This is a genomic window from Pseudomonas sp. SIMBA_067, from assembly GCF_046534675.1.
GTDB classification, from domain to species: Bacteria; Pseudomonadota; Gammaproteobacteria; order Pseudomonadales; family Pseudomonadaceae; genus Aquipseudomonas; species Aquipseudomonas putida.
This window is the reverse complement of record NZ_JAWRYH010000006.1, coordinates 387207-406167: the sequence shown is the minus strand read 5'-3', so window position 1 is coordinate 406167 and position 18961 is coordinate 387207. Positions and strand designations below refer to the sequence as shown.

Annotated in this window: 15 protein-coding genes and 2 pseudogenes; 1 reads left to right on the top strand and 16 read right to left on the bottom strand. The window is 59.1% G+C overall.

The window, feature by feature from the left end:
- Window positions 1–65: 65 nt before the first annotated feature.
- Both SB765_RS16385 and SB765_RS16380 read right to left on the bottom strand, forming a co-directional pair.
- Entirely contained in the window at window positions 66–1355 is a 1290-nt protein-coding gene (locus SB765_RS16385) for an MFS transporter (RefSeq protein ID WP_371855216.1), read from the bottom strand.
- Between the two features lie 306 nt (window positions 1356–1661).
- The gene (locus SB765_RS16380; RefSeq protein ID WP_341798331.1) at window positions 1662–2075 is read right to left on the bottom strand and encodes a histone-like nucleoid-structuring protein, MvaT/MvaU family; all 414 of its coding nucleotides are present in this window, start codon (window positions 2073–2075) and stop codon (window positions 1662–1664) included.
- A 185-nt stretch (window positions 2076–2260) separates the two neighbouring features.
- On the opposite strand from SB765_RS16380, the pseudogene tnpC reads away from it, so the two are divergent.
- Window positions 2261–2905 (top strand): annotated as a pseudogene (tnpC, locus tag SB765_RS16375) (IS66 family transposase); the annotation flags it as partial.
- A 265-nt stretch (window positions 2906–3170) separates the two neighbouring features.
- Here the strand turns inward: tnpC and SB765_RS16370 are convergent.
- The 14 genes and pseudogenes from SB765_RS16370 to tssB form a co-directional block, all read right to left on the bottom strand.
- Window positions 3171–3263 (bottom strand): annotated as a pseudogene (locus tag SB765_RS16370) (VgrG protein); the annotation flags it as partial.
- Between the two features lie 201 nt (window positions 3264–3464).
- Window positions 3465–6824 (bottom strand): DUF6531 domain-containing protein, encoded by a 3360-nt coding sequence (locus tag SB765_RS16365; RefSeq protein ID WP_410931596.1) that lies wholly within the window; start codon window positions 6822–6824, stop codon window positions 3465–3467.
- 52 nt (window positions 6825–6876) lie between these two features.
- Entirely contained in the window at window positions 6877–7308 is a 432-nt protein-coding gene (locus tag SB765_RS16360) for a DcrB-related protein (protein ID WP_410931595.1), read from the bottom strand.
- A 45-nt stretch (window positions 7309–7353) separates the two neighbouring features.
- Complete coding sequence (locus SB765_RS16355) at window positions 7354–9339, bottom strand: type VI secretion system Vgr family protein (RefSeq protein ID WP_410931594.1); 1986 nt, start codon at window positions 9337–9339, stop codon at window positions 7354–7356.
- Between the two features lie 75 nt (window positions 9340–9414).
- The gene (locus SB765_RS16350) at window positions 9415–9930 is read right to left on the bottom strand and encodes an Hcp family type VI secretion system effector (RefSeq protein WP_341796010.1); all 516 of its coding nucleotides are present in this window, start codon (window positions 9928–9930) and stop codon (window positions 9415–9417) included.
- 133 nt (window positions 9931–10063) lie between these two features.
- Window positions 10064–10933 (bottom strand): type IVB secretion system protein IcmH/DotU, encoded by an 870-nt coding sequence (gene icmH / locus SB765_RS16345; protein ID WP_410931593.1) that lies wholly within the window; start codon window positions 10931–10933, stop codon window positions 10064–10066.
- Between the two features lies 1 nt (window position 10934).
- Complete coding sequence (gene tssK, locus SB765_RS16340) at window positions 10935–12272, bottom strand: type VI secretion system baseplate subunit TssK (RefSeq protein ID WP_341796008.1); 1338 nt, start codon at window positions 12270–12272, stop codon at window positions 10935–10937.
- 52 nt (window positions 12273–12324) lie between these two features.
- Window positions 12325–13119: a type VI secretion system lipoprotein TssJ gene (tssJ, locus tag SB765_RS16335; protein ID WP_341796007.1), complete on the bottom strand. Its 795-nt coding sequence runs from the start codon at window positions 13117–13119 to the stop codon at window positions 12325–12327.
- Window positions 13116–13673 carry an FHA domain-containing protein gene (locus SB765_RS16330; RefSeq protein ID WP_410931592.1) on the bottom strand — a complete coding sequence of 186 codons (558 nt, stop codon included), beginning with the start codon at window positions 13671–13673 and terminating at the stop codon, window positions 13116–13118. Before SB765_RS16330 ends, tssJ begins: the two co-directional genes overlap by 4 nt.
- Window positions 13670–14686 carry a type VI secretion system baseplate subunit TssG gene (tssG, locus tag SB765_RS16325; protein ID WP_410931591.1) on the bottom strand — a complete coding sequence of 339 codons (1017 nt, stop codon included), beginning with the start codon at window positions 14684–14686 and terminating at the stop codon, window positions 13670–13672. Before tssG ends, SB765_RS16330 begins: the two co-directional genes overlap by 4 nt.
- Window positions 14650–16416 carry a type VI secretion system baseplate subunit TssF gene (gene tssF, locus SB765_RS16320; RefSeq protein ID WP_341796004.1) on the bottom strand — a complete coding sequence of 589 codons (1767 nt, stop codon included), beginning with the start codon at window positions 16414–16416 and terminating at the stop codon, window positions 14650–14652. The genes tssG and tssF overlap by 37 nt, the downstream gene beginning before the upstream one ends.
- A gap of 3 nt (window positions 16417–16419) precedes the next feature.
- Entirely contained in the window at window positions 16420–16830 is a 411-nt protein-coding gene (gene tssE, locus SB765_RS16315) for a type VI secretion system baseplate subunit TssE (protein WP_341796003.1), read from the bottom strand.
- A complete protein-coding gene (gene tssC / locus SB765_RS16310) occupies window positions 16827–18317 on the bottom strand; it encodes a type VI secretion system contractile sheath large subunit (RefSeq protein ID WP_341796002.1) in 1491 nt (496 codons plus the stop codon). Before tssC ends, tssE begins: the two co-directional genes overlap by 4 nt.
- Before the next feature lie 16 nt (window positions 18318–18333).
- Window positions 18334–18837 (bottom strand): type VI secretion system contractile sheath small subunit, encoded by a 504-nt coding sequence (gene tssB, locus SB765_RS16305; protein ID WP_341796001.1) that lies wholly within the window; start codon window positions 18835–18837, stop codon window positions 18334–18336.
- Window positions 18838–18961: the final 124 nt, after the last annotated feature.

The following is an 18961-nucleotide window of genomic DNA, read 5'->3' as shown; positions in this document are numbered from 1 at the left end:
CGGTCTGATCAGCAGACCAAAAAAAGGGCCCGCAAGGGCCCCGTAGAGGTAAGTGGCTAGCGCCCTCAGGCGCTCTCGACCTTGCGTGGTGCCATGAAGTACATCCACACCAGCGCCAGGAAATACATGGCCGGAATCATCGTGAACAACACGGCATAGTTGTTGTTGGTGGCGGTCAGCACGCTGCCGACGATCTGCGTCATGAACATCCCGCCAATCGCCGCGCACATGCTGCCGAAGCCGAACACCGTGCTCACCAGGTGCTTGGGCGTGTAGTCCATCACCAGGCTCCAGATATTCGCTGTCCAAGCCTGATGCGCGCCGACCGCCAGCGAGATGGCGGCCACTGCGACCCACAGGCCACTTGCGTTGGCGGCAAAGACGACGCTGACCATGGTGCAGGCAAAGATCAGCATCGACACCAGCCGTGCGGTGGTGGCCCGCACGCCACGGCCGATCAGCCAGGACGACAGGATGCCGCCGCCGATGCTGCCAAAGTCCGCCGTCAGCCAGATGATGATCAGCGGGATGCCCATCTGGGTCACATTGATGCCCAGGCTGTATTGCTGGTTCAGAAACGGCGGCAGCCAGTACAGGTAGAACCAGAATACCGGCGCAGTGATCGCATAGGCCACCGCAAACGCCCAGGTGCCACGCAGGCGCAGGATACGGCTGAACGGCACGCGGGTAGGCTCGGGTTCATCGTCCTGCTGGATGTACTGCACCTCGCTCTGGCGCACGCTGGGGTGGTCTTCAGGGTTGTAGTACTTCAGCACCCACAACACCACCCACACCAGGCCCAGGCAGCCCATGGCGATGAACGCGGCCTGCCAGCCCCACACGGCGAGGATCAGCGGCAGCAGGGCCGGGGTGACCATGGCGCCGACGTTGGTGCCGGCGTTGAACAGGCCGGTAGCGATGGCCCGCTCACCCGCCGGGAACCACAACCGCACGGTCTTCACACAGGCCGGGTAGTTGGCGGCCTCGGTCAGGCCCAGGATGAAACGGCAGACCATGAAGCCCGCCGCTGAAGTGGCCAGGCCATGGGCGCCAGTGGCCAGGCTCCACAGCAGTACGGCGAAGAAGAAGGCGCGTTTAACCCCAACCTTGTCGATCAGCCGGCCCTGCAGCAGAAAGCCGATGGCATAGCCGACCTGGAACCAGAAGTTGATGTTGGCGTAGTCCATCGCCGTCCAGCTCATCTCCTTGGCCAGCACGGGCTGCATGATGCCAAGGGCGGCGCGGTCGATGTAGTTCAGGGTGGTGGCGAAGAACACCAGGGCAAGCATGCCCCAACGGGTCTTGCCGACGCCGAAGGCGCCGCGAAGCTTGTCGCCAATCGAACCCTGGTGCATCCGGGGCGCGGCGGGGGTGGTCTTGGTGTGGTTCATAAACTGCTCGTTTCTTGAAATTGTATTCAGCTGCGGTACTACAGGTGCGTGACCAAGTCCAAGGCAGGGGGCACGCAAGGCCGGTGCATGGTGCGCAGTGAAGGCGGCAGCGTCAATTCGAGAGATGGGCTACTGTTCGGTTACCGAACGGTTGCGTTGCCCTGTGGGCGCGGCAGGGATTCACGTCATTAACGGGTAGAAGGCTTTCACCCTTGTTGCTTGATGGGCGCAGTCCAAGCAGGGAAGGGCAGGCTGTGCTGCACAGCATGGCTACAGGCCAGGTTTGTGGGTGCACACCGACCATGCAGTTGCCCAGCTTTCGACCTCGGCACGGCCATACTGCTTGATCCACAACCTTACGGTTTTGTGCAGGGTGCTTTTTGCTTCTACTTCCTCCCCGGTATGAGGGTTTATGTAGTATTTGCTTTGCCGAGCCCTGTAACGTGCGGGCGATACGACAGGGGGCGGTTGTTGATAGACACCGTAATCCTGGTTCGCGATTTCACTCTCGATGATGGCCAGTATGTTCGATAGATTGAACTGATATTCGGCAAGCAGGTTGTGGAGTTTGCTTTCGAATTCGAATTCGCGGATGAGGCGCGGGTCGATTTTTATGAATGAGAGTTCGGACTTTTTGGTCGCGAGTAGTCGTTCGAGGGCGCGGAACTCGGCGAGGCGGGACATGGTTAATCTCCATCGGGTGATGAGGTTAGTGTTAGGGGTTGCCGAACGGAAATGCAAGCGACGAAATAATTTGAAGGATTTTTCTTGGTAAACCACCATGGCTTTGTTTTTCGTGGAGTTGTTTAGCTTTATGAGCTTTGTGTAAGGATATTCCGACGCCGGAGGAACTAATGGTTTCAGGAGATTACCGCGGCTATGTCATGACCTACGACTACGCCGGTTACAACGCGCTGGCCGCATAGGACGGCGTGGAGCGATTGGGCTGCTGGGCGCACGCACGGCGCAAGTTCGTTGAAGCACAGAAAGTGCAACCCAAGGGCAAAACCGGGCGGGCAGACATCGCACTGAATTTGATCAACAAGCTTTATGGTATCGAGCGCGACCTTAAGGACGGCAGCGATGAAGATCGCAAGCTGACCCGCCAGGCGCGTAGCCAACCGGTGCTGGCCCAGTTGAAAAACTGGATAGAGAAAACGCAGCCACAGTTCACGACCCAGAATGCGTTGGGTAAAGCCATCAGCTATCTGGCCAGCAACTGGAGCAAGTTGGAACGCTACGTTGAGCACCGCTACTTGCCTATCCACAACAACACAGCCGAACGTGCCATCCGGCCGTTTGTCATTGGCAGAAAGAACTGGCTTTTCAGTGACACGCCCAAAGGCGCTACAGCCAGCGCACAACTTTACAGTCTGGTCGAAACCGCCAAAGCCAACGGTCAAGAGCCCTATGCGTGGCTGCGCCACGCACTGGAATGCCTGCCGCATGCGTCTTCAGTTGAAGACTACGAAGCGCTGCTACCGTGGAATTGCACGCCTCAAATACGTAGCTGAGTGCTTTGCCCATCTTTGGCAAGGTGGTCCCATCGGACTTCATGACCAACGTGGATTTGCCCACCGTGATACTCAGCTCGTCGCCTGCGGTGATGTTGAAGCGGTTGCCGACGATCACGGACTTGTGGATGCCGACCTGTTCGCTTTGGCTGAGGCCAACCGTCGTGTTCATGGCCGCGCCGACACTGACCTGATACCCCGCCCCAATGGTCAACGCCTTCGCCAGTCCGATCGTCTCCGCCTTGGCAAGCACGATGGTTTCGGTCTTGTTCGCACCGATGGTCACACTGCGGTTGGCGCCGATGCTGATGGTTTCGTTCTTGCCAACGTCTTCGGTACGGGGGTCACCAATGGAAATGGTTTCGTTGTGGTCTACGCGTTCGCTGCGGTTGTTGCCAACGGGCAGGTGCGTGTCGATGCCGGCGTTGCGCTCGAACCGCGTAACGTCGAGCTCATGTTCCAGTCCGCGGATGGTGCCCTGCGGGCATGGTCGACCAAAGGTAAGCGCTCCATGAACCCCACATTCAAAGCGCTCAGCTGAGCGCTTTGAATGTGGGGTTCATGGAGCGCTTACATTGAAGCACCCGATGATCCGTTCGAGATGCGCGCTCTCATCGTTGGCAGCGTTGGTCATGCCACGGCGCTGGGTCTGGGTCAGTACCTCGGCAACCAGGTTGTCGCTGGCATCGTAGCGATAGGCCTTGTCCAGCAGCGGCAGCACTTCAACAGGGGCGTCGCGGTAATGGATGGCCTTGCCGGCCAGGCGACCGCTGCTGTCGTAGTGCGTGCGCGTGACCAGCTTGCCTTGAGTGCGCAGGACTTCGTCATGCACCGCATCGCGCTCGAAATCACTGATGACCCGGCCGTTGAGGTTGATCTGGTGCAGGTGCCCGCTGCCGTAGTACAGGTGGTTGAGTTCGCGCTGGTCGGGCAGGACCAGCGTCTGCAGGTTGCCCAGCTCGTCATAGCGGTACTGCAGCAGGCCAGCGCTGTTGGTTTCGCTGAGCAATTGCCCGTTGGCGTCGTAGGTGTAGTCGAGTTGCTGTTGTTCTCCTTTGTTGTCCGTGAAGGTGATGGACAGCAGATTGTCGGCAGCGTCGTAGCGGTAGTCGGTGGTGCCATCTTCAGTGCGCTTGCTGAGAAGACGGCCGATTGCGTCGCGCTCGAAGTCATGGCGGATGGCGGTCGGGCGTGTCGGCGGAGCGTTGTCGGACAGGGGCGGCTGTTCGTCAGGCGAGGGCACATGGGTAAGACGAGTGACCTCATCCAGCAAGTTGTAGGCATAGAGGCGGCCACTGCCATCCAGGTCCTGTTGCGCGACCAGCCGGTCCAGTTCATCCCAACCGAAGCGGTATGACTCGCCATTCTCGTTGGTGAGTTGCAGTAACCGACCATAGGCGTCGTAGCGGAACTTGACGCTGTAACCCATGGCGTCCGTACGCTCGACTAACCGGCCGCTGCGGTTGTAACGGAACTGCAGGCTTTTTTGCGCAGGGTCGATGTAGCGCGTCAGTTGACCAGCGACGTCAATTTCATAGCGATCAATGCGACCGTCCGGGCGTTCGCTTTCTACCAGATAACCACGTGCGTCATAGCGAAAGTGGGTATGTTCGCCCCGGGCGTTGATGCTTTCGCGCAAGCGGCCATGGGCGTCGTAGTGATATAGCGTCTGGGCATTGCTGCAGTCGCGGTAGCTGAGCAACTGACCGCAGGTGTTCCAGCTCAGGTACTTGTTCTTTTCGAGGGCATCGGTGACCTGGGTAACGCGGCCTTCCGGGTTGTACTGATAGTGTGTTTTGCGGCCCAGCGGGTCCTGCTGCCAAAGCAGGTTGCCGTGGTTGTCATAGCCGTATTGCCGAGTCCGCCCGCCTGTATCGGTGACCTGGACCGGCAATGCCCAATGTCGCAAGTATTTGATGTGTTCGCTGCGGCCGAGGGGGTCGCGGGTTTCGATCAGGCGACCGATATCATCATAGCTGTAGCGCCATTCGCCTCCTTGTGGGTCGATGCTTTTCAGCAGTTGGCCGGCGACGGTCTCCTCTTGCCAGCAATTGCCGAGCGGATCGATGTGTTTGTAGACCTCGTACAGTGGGCCCCAGTAGTAGTGATCACGACGGTTGAGGTTGTCCGTGACGAGGGTTTCGCCGTCTTCCAGGTTGTACTCGAACCGGTACTCTTCTCCATCGCTGCCCCAGTGGCGAATCACCCGCCACTCGTGATCGGGTTGGGGTTCCAGAAGCGGTGGCAAGCGGTAGGGCGTACCGTCTAAGCGCTTGGGAGTAGGGCGCTTTGAGGGAGTGTCGAAGCGAGCCCATTCGTATTCACGGACAGCACCGCTAGCCAGTTGATGGCTATTGAGATAGCCCTCGGGGGTGTAAGTGAAGCGGCGGACCCGTTGCTCCGTCGCATCCAGTACCTCGTGCAGTTGCCCGCTGTCGGTGTAGCGATAGCTAACCAGCAGTTCGCTGTGTTCTACAGTCGGTGTTCCGCCGCCCTTCAGGAACACCCGCGATATGTCTCTGACCCGTCGGGAATGCCTGGCGTCATAATGAAGCTGCACGACCGTTTGGCCGTAGTTGTCATAGAGGGCTTTCAGGCGCCCCTGTTCGTCGTACAGCAGGTCTATGCAATTGAGGTTGCGGTCGCCGAGCCTGATCAGCCGTGAGCGTTTCGGGTTCAGCGGGTCGGTATCGAAGACCCGATAAAGCCCTTCATTGATATCTTCGACAACGGTCTGACCGTCCTCCAGCTGAAAGAAGGCCAAGCCGTCCACTACACTGACGAAAGCGTCACCGGCACTGATGCGTCCCAGTTCCAGTCGGTTACCGGCGTTGTCGATGTAGATCCATAGCTCTCCGCCTTGTGGATGTGGAACGCGAGCTAACTCCACCTCATAGGGAATACTCCAGCCCATCCCGAATAGGCCTTCAGCACGCATGTCTTTGCTGTCGTAGCGCCGCGCCCATTGGATGCCCAGCAAACCTGGGAGGCTGAAATCGATGTCCTCCGGGCCCTCCTGCAGCTTGCTCCCCGTCGCAACGGCAACCGGATTCCCTACTGTGCATCCTTTGGTGCGCCCAAACCTTCGGGAGATGAGTATCCCCGCAATGATTCCCGTGAACATCGCAATCTTGCTCTTGCCGTTGCGAATATCCCGGACCGTCGCCGTACCGCCGCCGATGCGTACATTGGGTGATACGTTTTCATTGACATCAATCGTGGCATCGCAGGTGGTTTTATCACCTGAGCGCGCTGCGGGCTGGCCATTGATGAATACCTTGTCCGAGCCCTGCGCAATGAAGTTGTCGGGCAGTGGCGTGTGGCGGGAACAGCTGATCTTGTCCTCTTCCTCGGGCTCTGAACCCGGGGCGGCCGGTGTCGTCACTGGCGGGTTGAAGATGTCACGTATGGCCATACCCAGCCCCACGAACGGGAGCATATAAGGAACGGCGGCCATTGCCATGGCACCGACGTTCTCCAGGATGGAGGGTTCCTCTTGATCAGCATCGGCTGCGCCGCCTCCAGGTGGGCCGGTGGTGCCGGCCGCGCGAGCAGCGGGCTCGCTGTTAATGAAAACATTGCCTGACCCACTCTCGATTTTTCCGTAGGGATCAGGGGCGTCCACGCTGTTACCGAGGCTGTCGCAAAAGCTGGAAATGGCATCGCCGATAGTCTGGTCTTCGCCGACGGTAAGGGTGCTCATCGCACCGACGGCCACACCTGCGACCGCAGCGATGGCGAACCCCGCCGCACCGCCCGTAGCTACGGTGCCGACAACGGCCAAGCTGATGGCGGCGGCTACCGCTGCGGTGGCCGCAGCATAGATCACGGCCTCGGCAACCGCGCTGAGCATTTCGGCGGCAAGCGATGGATGAAGAATTGCGTCGCCCATCCGGGCGGCATGAACGGTCTGCGCCATTGGCTGTAGCTCCTAGCTATCCGAAAGTCCTTGTCTTGAACCGTGGAGAGGTTCAGGCAAAGCGGAGCTCGCCTTTGATAGCGCGCCAGTGGCTGATATCGTCGTCACTCAAAGGCCCGGGCTTGCTGTAGTTGAGCACCAGCATCCGTTGCTGCCCCGGAACCAGGCAGGCCGCCTGAAGCTGGTAGTGGGGCTTGTCGCCGACCATCATTTGAATCGCCATTTCCCGCCCGTCCACGTGATGCTCATTTCTTCCAAGGCGAGTCACCTGCGCGGGGGTGAGGGTCATCGCCTGTGATTTCTTGCGTAATATCTTCAGTTGGTCGTCTAGGGCCTCGTCCAGGGTCTTGTTGTTTTCGACAGGGCTACGCGCTATCACCAACGTGGTTTGCCTGCTGGCAAAGCGCAGCATGTTCAGCGTCAGATCCTCGGGGGCTTCGTCACCCAGATTGAGGATCACATCGTGCGTCAAGTATTCGGTCATTTCGGGGAGTCCTTTTCAGTTCAATGCTGGGCGACAGCGAGAGCGCTATTCGAAATGCCCATCCACGTCGGCCTCGATAGAGCCGCTGTCGCGCCCGTTTGCTCCCGCGCCTGCCGAACCGCCAGTGGGGTTGAGGTCTAGCTTTGCCGCCAAGGTGTTGATCTGCCCGGTCTGCTGTGCAGTGATGTTGAAGGTCTCGCAGCTGATGTTCAGCGTGCCATTGGCCTGCATCTCGATCAGGGTCTTGCCGCACTTGAGGCGCAGGGTGTTGCCTGCTTCGACTTCGTAGTCGCCCGCGATGAGGTCGTTCTTGCCGCCACCTACTTTCAAGGTGTCGTTGGCTTTTACGGCGCGCAGTCGGTTGCGGCCGATGGCGACCGATTCGTCCTGGCCAATCTGGTGTGTACGATCGACGCCCACGGAGAGGGACTGGTTGTTATTGACCAAGGTGTTCTGATCTTTCTGGGCGTGAACGAACACCTCCTCCTTGCCCAACTCATCTTCGAACCGCAGCTCGTTAAATCCATCGCCCTTGTGGGTCTGGCTCTTGATGGTCATGCGCGTTTTGTGATCGGGCAGGTCGTAGGGCGGCAGTTGGTCACCGCAGTAGGTGCGCCCGGTGATCATCGGCTGGTCGGGGTCACCATTGACGTACTGGATGATCACGTCCTGGCCGATGCGCGGGATGGCCATCGAGCCCCAGCTGCCACCGGCCCAGCTTTGAGATACGCGCAGCCAGCAGGAACTGAACTCGTTGTTCTGGCTTTCGCGGTCCCAGGGGAAACTGACTTTTACCCGGCCCCATTCATCGCAATAGATCTCTTCGCCCGGTGGGCCGACGACGGTGGCCATGTGTGGGCCGTCGATTCGCGGTTTTTCCAATGGCGCAGGGCGCCATTCGGTCCGACCGGGGACCAGCACGGCGGTCTGCTCGTAGTGCGTGCTTGCATCGACGTCGGCGGCTTCTTCCTGCAGGCTGGTGAACTGGGTGCCTTTATGGATGACCGTGCTCACCCGCCAGTGCGCATTGAGGTCTTTACGCGGATGGCCGGTCAGGGTGAAGCTAAGACCCGGCTGTAGGCGCACGTCATCGCCCTGGACCTCGGCAATACGTACATCATGGCGCAGCGCTGTGATGCGGTTTTCAGTGAACGGCTTGCCCACGGCATCGCGTTTATAGCGGCCTGGGTAATCGAAGTATTCGTACTCTTTGGACTGATGGTCCAGGAAGGGGCCGGCGGCTCTGTGCTCCTGGCGGTAGGCAGGGTTGGTAAAGGTGTAGTCGCGCTGCACTTGGCGGGCAGTACGCACCTGCTCGCTGTAGCGCAAGCGGCGAAGGCAAGGCGTGGCTTGATCGCCGCCGCTGTCGGCGTGGTACAGCACGCTGTCAGGGCCTACAGGCTCGTTGTCATCGTAGAAGCCTTCGTCTTCATCTTCGGCCTTGATGGCACCATGGCTGATCAGGCCGAAGGACTGCAGCCGATCGGTGATGATCAGCTTATGCAGCTTTTCACTGTGCGCGAAGCGGTAGACGAAGCCTTCTTCAGCCGCCAGGCGGGCGATGAACGCCAGGTCCGTCTCGCCGGCCTGAACGCAGAACTCGCGGACCTGATGGTCCATGCTGGCGCGCAGTTCGTACTGGTTGATACCTTGGCGCTGGAGCATCAGCTCAAGAATTTGCGGCACGGTCTTGTGCTGGAAGATGCGCCAGTTCGAACGCAGGTTGGCGCGGGCCAGCTGTGGCTCGATCAGCGCGTCATAGTAGGTGCGGTAGAAGCCACTTTCCGCCTGGCTGAAACGACTGACCAGACCGTGCACGTAACGCACCGGGCGTTCCGCTTCCCAGATGGTGAAGAGCACGGGTTTGTCGAGCAGGTGGCCGAAATCGATATCGTTTTCGAAGCTGATCAACTTCAGCTCCAGTTCGAAAGGTGTGCTGATCCCTTCTCGGAGTTCGAACGACACCACTTCGAATTCAGCTTCGCCAACCAGCGGCTGGAAGCTGTAACGCAAGTCAGATTGGCTAGGCATACAAGATCCTTGTCCGCCGTCTGAATATTTGAAAAGCCCAGGCAGAGCACGCCTGCCTGGGGCATTTGAGTGAGATCAGGCGATCGGTTTGCGCCAGTCGTCAGAGCCTTCGGTACCCGCCTCTACGTGTTTCCAGGTGATCTTGCGATACGTCATCGCCACCTCCACCAGCTGGGTGTAGTTCGCGTTCTCCGCATTCTGAGCGTGGGGTAGCACGGTGTTGATATCGACGATGATGGCGTCTTCCAGCTTGGTGGTGAAGAAGTGCTGCTGCTTGCCCTCTTGCGAGGTGCGGTACCAGCTGACTTCAACCGTTGGCAGCTTTTCGCCATTGACCAGCGCTTGGTACATCAGTGGCGTGGCCTTGTTCAGCGAGCTGGTGAAAATGAAGGGCTTGTGTTGCCGTTGCCCCGTCGGTTGACCGCTTTGCGGGTCGGCGGGGACGGTGACCTGGTGCTTGATTTCCTGCACCAGAATTTCATCTTCATGGCCTTCCTGGTAAACGTTGCCGACGGATTCTGGGGTGAAGGCGCCTGCGGTGATGTTGCCTTGGGTCTGGCCTTCGATCTTGATGTAAGCGGGTGTTGGCATGGCAGTTACTCCTGCGTCCATGTGGGTAAAGCACGCGCACCACGGGTGGCGTGGCCATCGGAAGCGATGGGCTTGTCAGCGAGGCAAAAACCTCGCTAATTCGTTGAATTCAGTGGTGCTTTGTCACGGTTGGCTACTGCTGCAAAATGCCGTTCAGCGACTCCAGCACTTCGGTTGTGATCAGGTGCAAGCGATAGCTGTAGATCCCGTAGGCCACCGCCATGACCAGTGCGGAGATAGCCAGCGGGCTCCACCACGGCCATTGCCGGTTCATGCGGAAATTGCGGGGGGCCACGTTGGTATAGGGATCGCCGACCGACTCCGGCACGGGGCCGCGCAATTCGCGGATGATCCCGTGAAGTTGGTGAATAAGCCCATTCAGTGACTCTTCGCCTTTCGGCGCGATGGCGTACTTGCCCTTCAGGCCCAGGCACAGCGCGAAGTACATGAACTCGAGCACGTCCTGGTAGCGCTCGGGCTCCTGCATCAGGCGCGAGAGCACAGTGAAGATTTTCTCCCCACCCCAGGTTTCGTCGTGGAAGATGCTGAGCAGGGGTTCCTGACTCCAGCAACTGGCCTTGCCCCAGGGCCTGTCCATGACTGCTTCATCGATGAAGAGGCACAGGCCGTAGGAGTACGCCAGCAACTGAGTGGGTTCGTAGCCGTGCTGGCGTATCTCCTCGCGAATATTGTCGATCTGGTTGCGTACTTGCTGGTGTACGTCCTTGATATTGGGCAACGCATCCAGGGTGCGCAGACGTATCACCAGGCCGAACAGCGGGGCAGCGGCATCCAGCATCAGGTTTTCGTAACCGCCGCGCAGTTGGAAGTCCGGGTCAGCTGCGTAGCCTGCATAAACAGGCTCTGACTTGGTTTTCTGATCGGAATCTCCAGCTTCTGCGGGTGCGGGTGAGTCGCCGGACAAGGACTCCTCAATCATCGTCTGCAGTTTTTTGCTTTCAATCTGTGCAGCATCAGTGGGGAAGGTTTTGTTATCTACCATGTCATTCACTCCTGATCGCCCAGAACTGCAGTTCAAGTCCAGGGAACTCGCCTGCGACATGAATACCGAAGCCATTGGAGGCCTTCATGGCCGCCCAGGTCGGGTCGCGGCGGTCCAGCTCGAAGTAGGTGAAGCCCGCATGGAAAGGCAGATCCCGCGGCGCCACGGGCAGCGGCACCAGTGGAATACCGGGCAGTTGCAGCGGCACGACCTCGTTCAACGATTCCAGCGAAACGACTTTGGCCTTTTGCACAAACATCTGGCGCAACGTTTGCGGTGGCAAATTGGCGCGCACGGCCAGGATGAAATCGGCTTGGTCGATCAGGCGACGATCTTCCAGTGTGGTGGTCATCACCCCAAACTCCAGCGTCTCCAATGGCAGCGAAACCGCCCGAGGTTGCAGTACCGTGCTCAGTGCCCGGCGAAGGGTGTCTTCCAAGGGCTTGAACGACGTGCGCAGCGCGGTGTGGTGATAGGCGGGATATTCCTGCGGCAGGCGGGTCTCGTCGGTGAAGGTGACGAACTCGCCACAGGCCTGGCTCATGCACAGGTACAGTTGCTCAGGGTGGGTCTGACCCTGCCTGGCCAGATGCTGGAAGCATGGCCACCAGCGGTTCATGGCCTGCAGCAGGTTGAAGTCGCGGATGTCCGCGATGCCGGATTGCCCTGAGGCACCAATACGGGCGGCGAGGTTGCGCGCCCGCTCGCGCAGGGAGTTGGTGATTTCCTCCAGGAAGCGTTGCAGCGCGGGTACGGCACGTACTGAAACGCTGGTGGGATAGAAGCCCTCATCCAGTTGTAGACTCCCATCCGGGCGGCGTTCCAATATGCGTGCCAGAGCCAGCCGTGTGTAAGCGCTACTATCGTCAGTCTTGCGTTTGAGCTGCAGGTTTGGCACTGCCAGGTCAACCTGCACCAGGTCGCCGTCGGCGCTGTGCGTGTCCTTGATTTCCTCTGCCTGTGCGCGGTAGCGGAAGTTGGCGGCATTGTCGGGCCAGCTCACCTCGCGGCCACCTTCGGTACGCAGTGGCAGGCACAGAAAGATCTCGCTGTCTTTGGCGCCGTCGTCCTCGACTTCCAACGGTGGAGGTGGCGGCAGGTCAGCAGGGATATCGAACACCGTGCCGTCCGGCATGATGCCGCGCGCGCGGGTGATGGCGATCTTGCCCAGGCTCAGGTACTCGTCGTTCAACTGTAGTTCGCTGAAGCCATAGAAGGCAGCGTTCAGGGTGCAAAGGCGCTGATGCAACGCTGCTTCGGCGGCACGGGCAGCCTGCTGAAAATGCTGCGGTTTGACGAATAGGCCTTCAGGCCACAAGACGGGATTACGTGAACTCATGAGCGCTCCATGTCAGCGTGAGTAAGCGATAAGGGCAGGGTTAGAGGCGCCATCAGTCCTCCTCCTTGAGCAGAACCTGCGTGTCGTTGAGCAACACCGATAGAATGATCTGGTGGCCGCGGGGCGGAATGCGCAGCACCTGGCTCCAGGTAGCGTTTTCCTGGTTGCGGTAGTCGGCGATCACCGCGACGAAGCGCGTTTCGGGTTCGATGGGCACAAAAGGGATGAACTTGAACTGGCCGGGGCGCAGCAAGTAGTCATCATCGCGGATGTAGGTGCTTCGCAGCGCCTCGGCAGGGTCCTTGTCCAGCAGCTCATAAACACTGTTGCGCAGCAGTGAATCGTCGCGCAGTTGCAGAATCTTGATGGCCATGGGCGTGGCGACGGGCTCGGCAGCCAGGGTGGTGGTGCGCGGCAAGGTCAGGGCAACGGTCGGATCGTCGTAGCTGCCGGGGGCATTTTCCTCCAGGGGGGAGCGCGCAGGCTCCTCGCCGTCTTCCACTGGCATATCAACGGGCGACATCGCTGGAAAGTGTTCCTGAAGGTATTCGAACAAAGCCCCGACTTTTTCAGTCAGCACGTAGGGATCACCTGCGCTCAGGCTAACGGCATAGGGGTTGGGCTCGATGACGGGCTCCAACTCGGGCGCCATCACAACGCTGTTCGGATTGCCATTGAGTGTTGGGCTGGCATTGATGCTGAACGCCACTTGGGTAGGGTGATCCTTGGGCGCTCCGACGGGTATCGAGGGATCCATGACCACTTGGCCGATTTTGTTCAGGGAGTTGCAACCCGAAATCCCGAACAGTGCAATCAGCAGACCGGCCACTAATGAATGTCGCGTCATGGACGTTCTCCTGCAATCAGGTGTTCCAACGGGCTCTTTTGGGCTGCCCCTGTCACTGTGTCCAGTGCCGCCAAGGGATCGTTGCCGATACCTGGCGCGAAGGCCGAGCAGATGTCTGTGACAACGTGCTTGGCGCCTGAAGTGGGGCGCCAAGCGTTGGCTGGCGCTTCCAGTAGCCAGTGATCAAGGGTTCGCTGTTCAGGACTGAACAAGTCCTCCAGAGAACGTGCATCGGCCTGCGAAAGTTGAACCTGTAGTCGATAGGCGCCAATGCGCAGTTGGTCACCGTCCTGCAGTCGCCTGGGGGCGAGCGATCCCAAGCTGTCGTGGCTGTCGTTCAGGTAGGTACGCTGACTGCGGTCAATGACGCAGAAGCTGCCCTCCATCCAGCGAATCTCGCAGTGAACCGGCGCAACGGTCTGCTCACGATCGTTGATCCGCCAGGTGGCCCCGGCGCTGCCGAGGGTGCCGCCTGTGCAATCGAATCGATGTCGGGCAGTGACGTTGTGTTGCAACTGATCAAGGTTGGTGATGCTCAAGATCAATGTGCTCATGAGCGCCCCCGGAACCGCACGACGGGGCTGATCTGGCCGTGGCGGTCATCGACAAAGCTGGTCCAGCCCAGGTAGGCGCCCTGGCTACGGTGCAGGCAGAAGGGCGATAGCGCGTTCTGCTTCAGACGCAGCTCCAGGTCATAGGCCAGTCCGTCTCGCAACAGGAAATCGATCAGTGCACGTAAGCGATTGAAATTGAGGCCACTGGGCAACAAGTCACGCAACTGTTCCTGATCGAGTTCGCTGATCACGATGGTGAACTTGCTGCTGCGGGTTCGCGTGCGGCTGCCGACCATGAACGACCTGGCAAGCTCGCCGTTGCTGCGGCCAAGGCTTACCAGCTGCTTGGCCGTGGTGAGAACCGAGCGGGTTTCGAACTCTCGGATGTGCACCTGTTTCAAGTCGAAACAGTGGGCGATGATGCCGGCGACAGTGCCCGGCGCACGGCTGCGGCTGGCGATGACCCCGGCGAAACTGAGCAACCGGCTCCAAGGCAGCGGCGTGTCGCCGCGCAGTTGTTTGTCATTCAATCCGAGCAGGGCGAAAATGTACTGCGAGAAGCCATCGGTCGCGCCCGGCTGAAAGCGGATGTAATAGCGGTACTTGCGCCAGATGCGGTGCAACAGGCTGAGCAAGTAGTGATTGAAGAAGTCGAAGAACGCCGGTCGTATACCAATGCCGTGGGCATGCTCGTACGACACTTCTTCCAGGTAATAGGTTGGCAAGGGCGAGTCAGTGCCGTGCAGGCCCATGAAGGTGGTGCACACGTGATAGCGGTCCTCCGCTTCACGCATGCGTTCGGCCTTGTACACGTCGGACACAGGAAAGGTCAGCCGCGGGTCGCTGGCAAGCCGCACGCGCCGTCGGATGGCGGGGTCGGGCCAACGCGGTTCCAGGTCATCCCCGTGCAAGCCGTGCAGGCGCTCCAGCAATTGATAGAAGTTGTACTGGTGCGCCTCGGCGAGCAGCTTGTCGGCTAGATCAGCGGTTGTTTGCCGGTCTGGATTGGCCATGTGTAGTGCTCGTTGTTGGTGGTGTTGATCACTTCCAGTTGGTGGAAGGAATTGATGCTGGCGTACAGGGCGAAGAAGTGGGCCAGCACGCAACCGAACAGATACAGGTCGCCTTCGCAGAGGAATGCGCTTTGGTCCAGCTTCAGCCGCGTGCGCAGGCCGCGAATGGGCTGCCCCTTGATCAGCCAATCGAGGGGTTCTGTTTGAACATGCCGGATGCCGTCGAGGCGCTTGCGGGTGATACGGGTTTGCTGGATGTCATGCAGGGCGGCGAAGTCATAGGCATTGATGACCGCTTTAAGCGGCTCGGCAGAGAGCAGCGACAGGTAGTTCAACGACATGTTGGAGATCAGGGCCCACTGCAACTGGCCGTCCAGTACCGGCCGATAGGGGCGGGTTGGAGCACAGATGTTGGTGTAGGTAGCCAGGGGCGGCGTGACCTCGGAAATCACATTGATGTCATCGATAGCCAACGCCCGCGGCAGGTCGCGGTTGGTGCAGGTCAGGTCGATGGAGGCAGTTTCCAGCTCGCCGATGTAGGCGTTGGCGTCTGCGCGGACAAATGCGATGCGGTGGGTGACGCTATCGTCGCGCAGGGATTCTTCAAGCGTGTAGCGGTAGTACAGCGCTGTGCGCCCTTGCACATGCTCGATCTCATGGGCGAACGACTCGAAGGGTCGGAAGGTTCGCAGGTGTTCACCGGTACTGCCATCTGTTGTCGTGCGGGTGCTGATGACCTGATCGACACTGAAGATTTCATAGGCGTGTCGCGCCTCACCTCGGGGAGTGAGCTCAGCCTGGCCGGACTGGTTGGACAGGTCGATAGGCTCGGCGCTGTGACTGAACAGGTTCACCGCAGGGGTGCAGAACAGGCTGAAGTCTGCTCTGCCGACACGTAGCGAATCAGGTAACTGTCGGGTGAAGTGAAATTCGAGGCTGACCTGCTGAGTCGTCTGATCGGGCCAGACTTTCTTCAGCCCGGCTACGCTGAAGAAGTGGAAACGCTCGGGAAATATGAAGTATTCCTGCAGAATCCGGTAGCCGTCGAAGACATTCTGTGGGTAAGGCAGCAAGGCTTCAACCGGGCTGAAGCCTGGGAGGACGATGCTGCTGGCCGTCAGCCGGCGGACCTCGCCATTCACCGTCACTTCGACATGTTTGAGGTATTGCGCAATCCACAGATAAAGGGTGCGGGCAGTTTGAGTATCACCGCTCAAATGAAAATCGAGACTGGCACAGCCCAAGGTGTTCAATGGCCGCTCGACCAAGGTTCTCAGGTCGAGCCGAACCACTGAACTGTCGAGTGTCTGGGTAGCACTCACTGCGTCGATCTCGAACGGATGGATGTCCACCGCCGTGCAGGTCCGAAACTCGCAGGGCACACCATCCACAGGGTTGGAGAACAACCGCGAGCCCTTGGGAATGCGCTGCGACTGGCTGAGCGCTTGCTTGCGCGGGGTGAACTGGATGATCGTGGCGCTCGGCAGAGGCCGCAGGTAATTGGGCCACAGCAGCTGCAGCATCGGGTGCGTCAGCTCCGGCAGGTCGTCCTCCAGCTTCAACCGCAGCTTAGCCGTTAGGAAGGCAAAGGCTTCCATCAGGCGTTGGACATCCGGGTCGCTACCACCCTTGCCGAGCAGCCGGGCAAGTTGTGGGTTGTCCTGAGCGAAGTCGTTCCCCAGTTCATGGAGATAACGCAACTCTTCGCTGAATCGATCCTTTAGTGACATGGGTCACCTCACGCGGGTGTGGCGGTTATGGCCGTTGACCAGCAGCTCCAGTTGCAGCTGCTCCGTGTGGTTGTTGACCTGCACGTGGCAGTCCAGCCTGAAATGCAGCTCCAACGGGGCATGACAATCGGGCACTGCCTTGAGCGTTCGCACGTGGACACGTGGCTCAAAGCGCTGAATGGTGCGGCGGATGTCTGCGCTCACTTGCTTCAGGAGGTCGCCACTGCTTACGTCGTGCCCGTTGAAGTCGCGCAGGCCCAGCTCAGGGCTGCTCTGTGAGCAACCCTGGCGAGCGTTGAGCAGCGTTTCGAGGTGGCGCTTGATGGCGGCGAACTTCTGGGTAGCGTTCTCTTGCCCGGACGGCACCCGGCTTGCGAACTGGTTCGTCACCAAACCATCGAAAAAGCCACTCATTGGGTATCAAGCCGACCAACCAGGGAGATTTCGAAATTCGCTCCCATGTACTTGAAGTGCGGGCGCACGGCGAGCGACACCTGGTACCAGCCCGGATCACCTGCGACGTCGGAAACCTCGACATTTGCAGCACGCAGCGGGCGACGGCTGCGCACATCTGCAGTCGGGTTCTCCTGGTCGGCGACGTATTGCTTGATCCATTTGTTGAGTTCGGATTCAAGGTCCCGTCGCTCCTTCCAGCTGCCGATCTGCTCGCGCTGCAACACCTTGATGTAGTGGGCCAGGCGATTGACGATGAACAGGTAGGGCAGTTGGGTGCCGAGCTTGTAGTTGGTCTGTGCTTGCAGGCCTTCGGGTGTCTTGGGGAAATTTTTCGGCTTCTGCACCGAGTTGGCTGAGAAGAACGCGGCGTTGTCGCTGTCCTTGCGCATGGTCAGGGCGATAAAGCCCTCTTCGGCCAGCTCGAATTCCTTGCGGTCGGAAATCAGTACTTCGGTAGGAATCTTGGCCTGCAGCTGACCCAGCGATTCGTACAGGTGCACCGGCAGGCCTTCGACGGCACCACCCGATTGCGGGCCGATGATGTTGGGGCACCAGCGGTAGCGGGCAAAGCTGTCGTTGATGCAGCTGGCCAGCAGGAAGGCTGAGCTGCCCCACAGGTAATTATCGTGCCGCCCGTCGATCTCCTCGCGGTAGTGATAGCTCTTGGCAGGATTGTCTTGCGGATGATAGGCAGAGCGGAGCATGAAGCGCGGTCCGGTCAGCCCAACATGGCGGGCATCCTCACTTTCACGAAACGCGCGCCACTTGGCATGCCGTGGGCCGGCGAAGATGTCCTTGATCTCCTTCAGGTTGGGCAGCTCTTCAAAGCTGCTGAGGTTGAAGAACTCAGGGGAGGGTGCGGCGAGGAATGGGGCATGCGACATGGCACCGACAGAGGCCATGTAGCTCAATAGTTTGATATCGGGGGAAGAGGGGCCGAAGCTGTAATTGCCGACCATGGCCGCAACTGGCTCGCCACCAAACTGGCCGTAACCTGCGGTGTAAACGTGTTTATACATTCCGCTGCACGTGATATCGGCCGCGTTCTCGAAGTCATCAAGCAAGTCTTCCTTGCTGACATGCAGCACTTCAAGCTTGATGTTCTCGCGAAAGTCCGTACGGTCGACCAGAAGTTTGAGGCTGCGCCAGGCTGACTCAAGTTGCTGGAACTCAGGCTGATGCAGAATGGCATCCATCTGTTTGCTGAGGACTCGATCCAGCTCAGCAATCATTTGATCGACGCGATGTTTGTTGATCAGTTGATCTGGGTCATGGCTTTTAAGGATTTCGGCAATAAAGGCAGATACACCTTGGCGAGCGACTTGATAGCCCTCTTGAGTGGGCACCAACCTGGTTTCTGCCATGATCTGATCGAGCAGGGTGGCGTTGCTCAGTATCTCCGTTGTCGATTCAACCGTGACGGTCGTGTTGTTTTGCTTTGGCATGGGACGCTCCGTTGTCTCAGTCTTCTTTCGGCGCTTCGAGCACGAGGTTCAGTTCTTGGGCCAGTTGTTTGCGCGCTTGCTCGTCATTCAGCAGATGCTGCAGTTGCTTGCGGAACGTGGGCACGTTGCCCAAGGGGCCTTTAAGGGCGACCAATGCTTCGCGAAGCTCCAGCAGCTTGTTCAGCTCCGGTACTTGGCGGGCGATGCTGTCTGGCCCGAAATCGTTGATGGCCTTGAACTGCAGGTTGACCGCCAGCTCCGCGTCCGGGGCTGTGTTGAGCGCAGAGGGTACGGACATAGCCAGGCTGACACCGGCATCGTTCAACACATTGTTGAAGGTGTGTTTATCGATGCGCATCACCGAACGGTCTTCCAGGGCACGGGTGTCTTCCAGCCCGAAATCACCAAGCACCAGCATCTTATGCGGTAGCTCTACTTCGGCCTGTTCATCGCCCGTGGCGGGTACGTACTTGATGTTGATACGTTCTTTAGGTGCAACCGATCCCATGGTTTTCGCCATCGCAGAAACTCTCCTTGGTATGTAGGAATTTTCCGTGGAAGTTCTTTAAGTGTGTCTTAAGTGACTTGTAGGAAATTTCACTGATATTGACGTTTCGTTTAAACAAATCTGACTGGTTTTTATA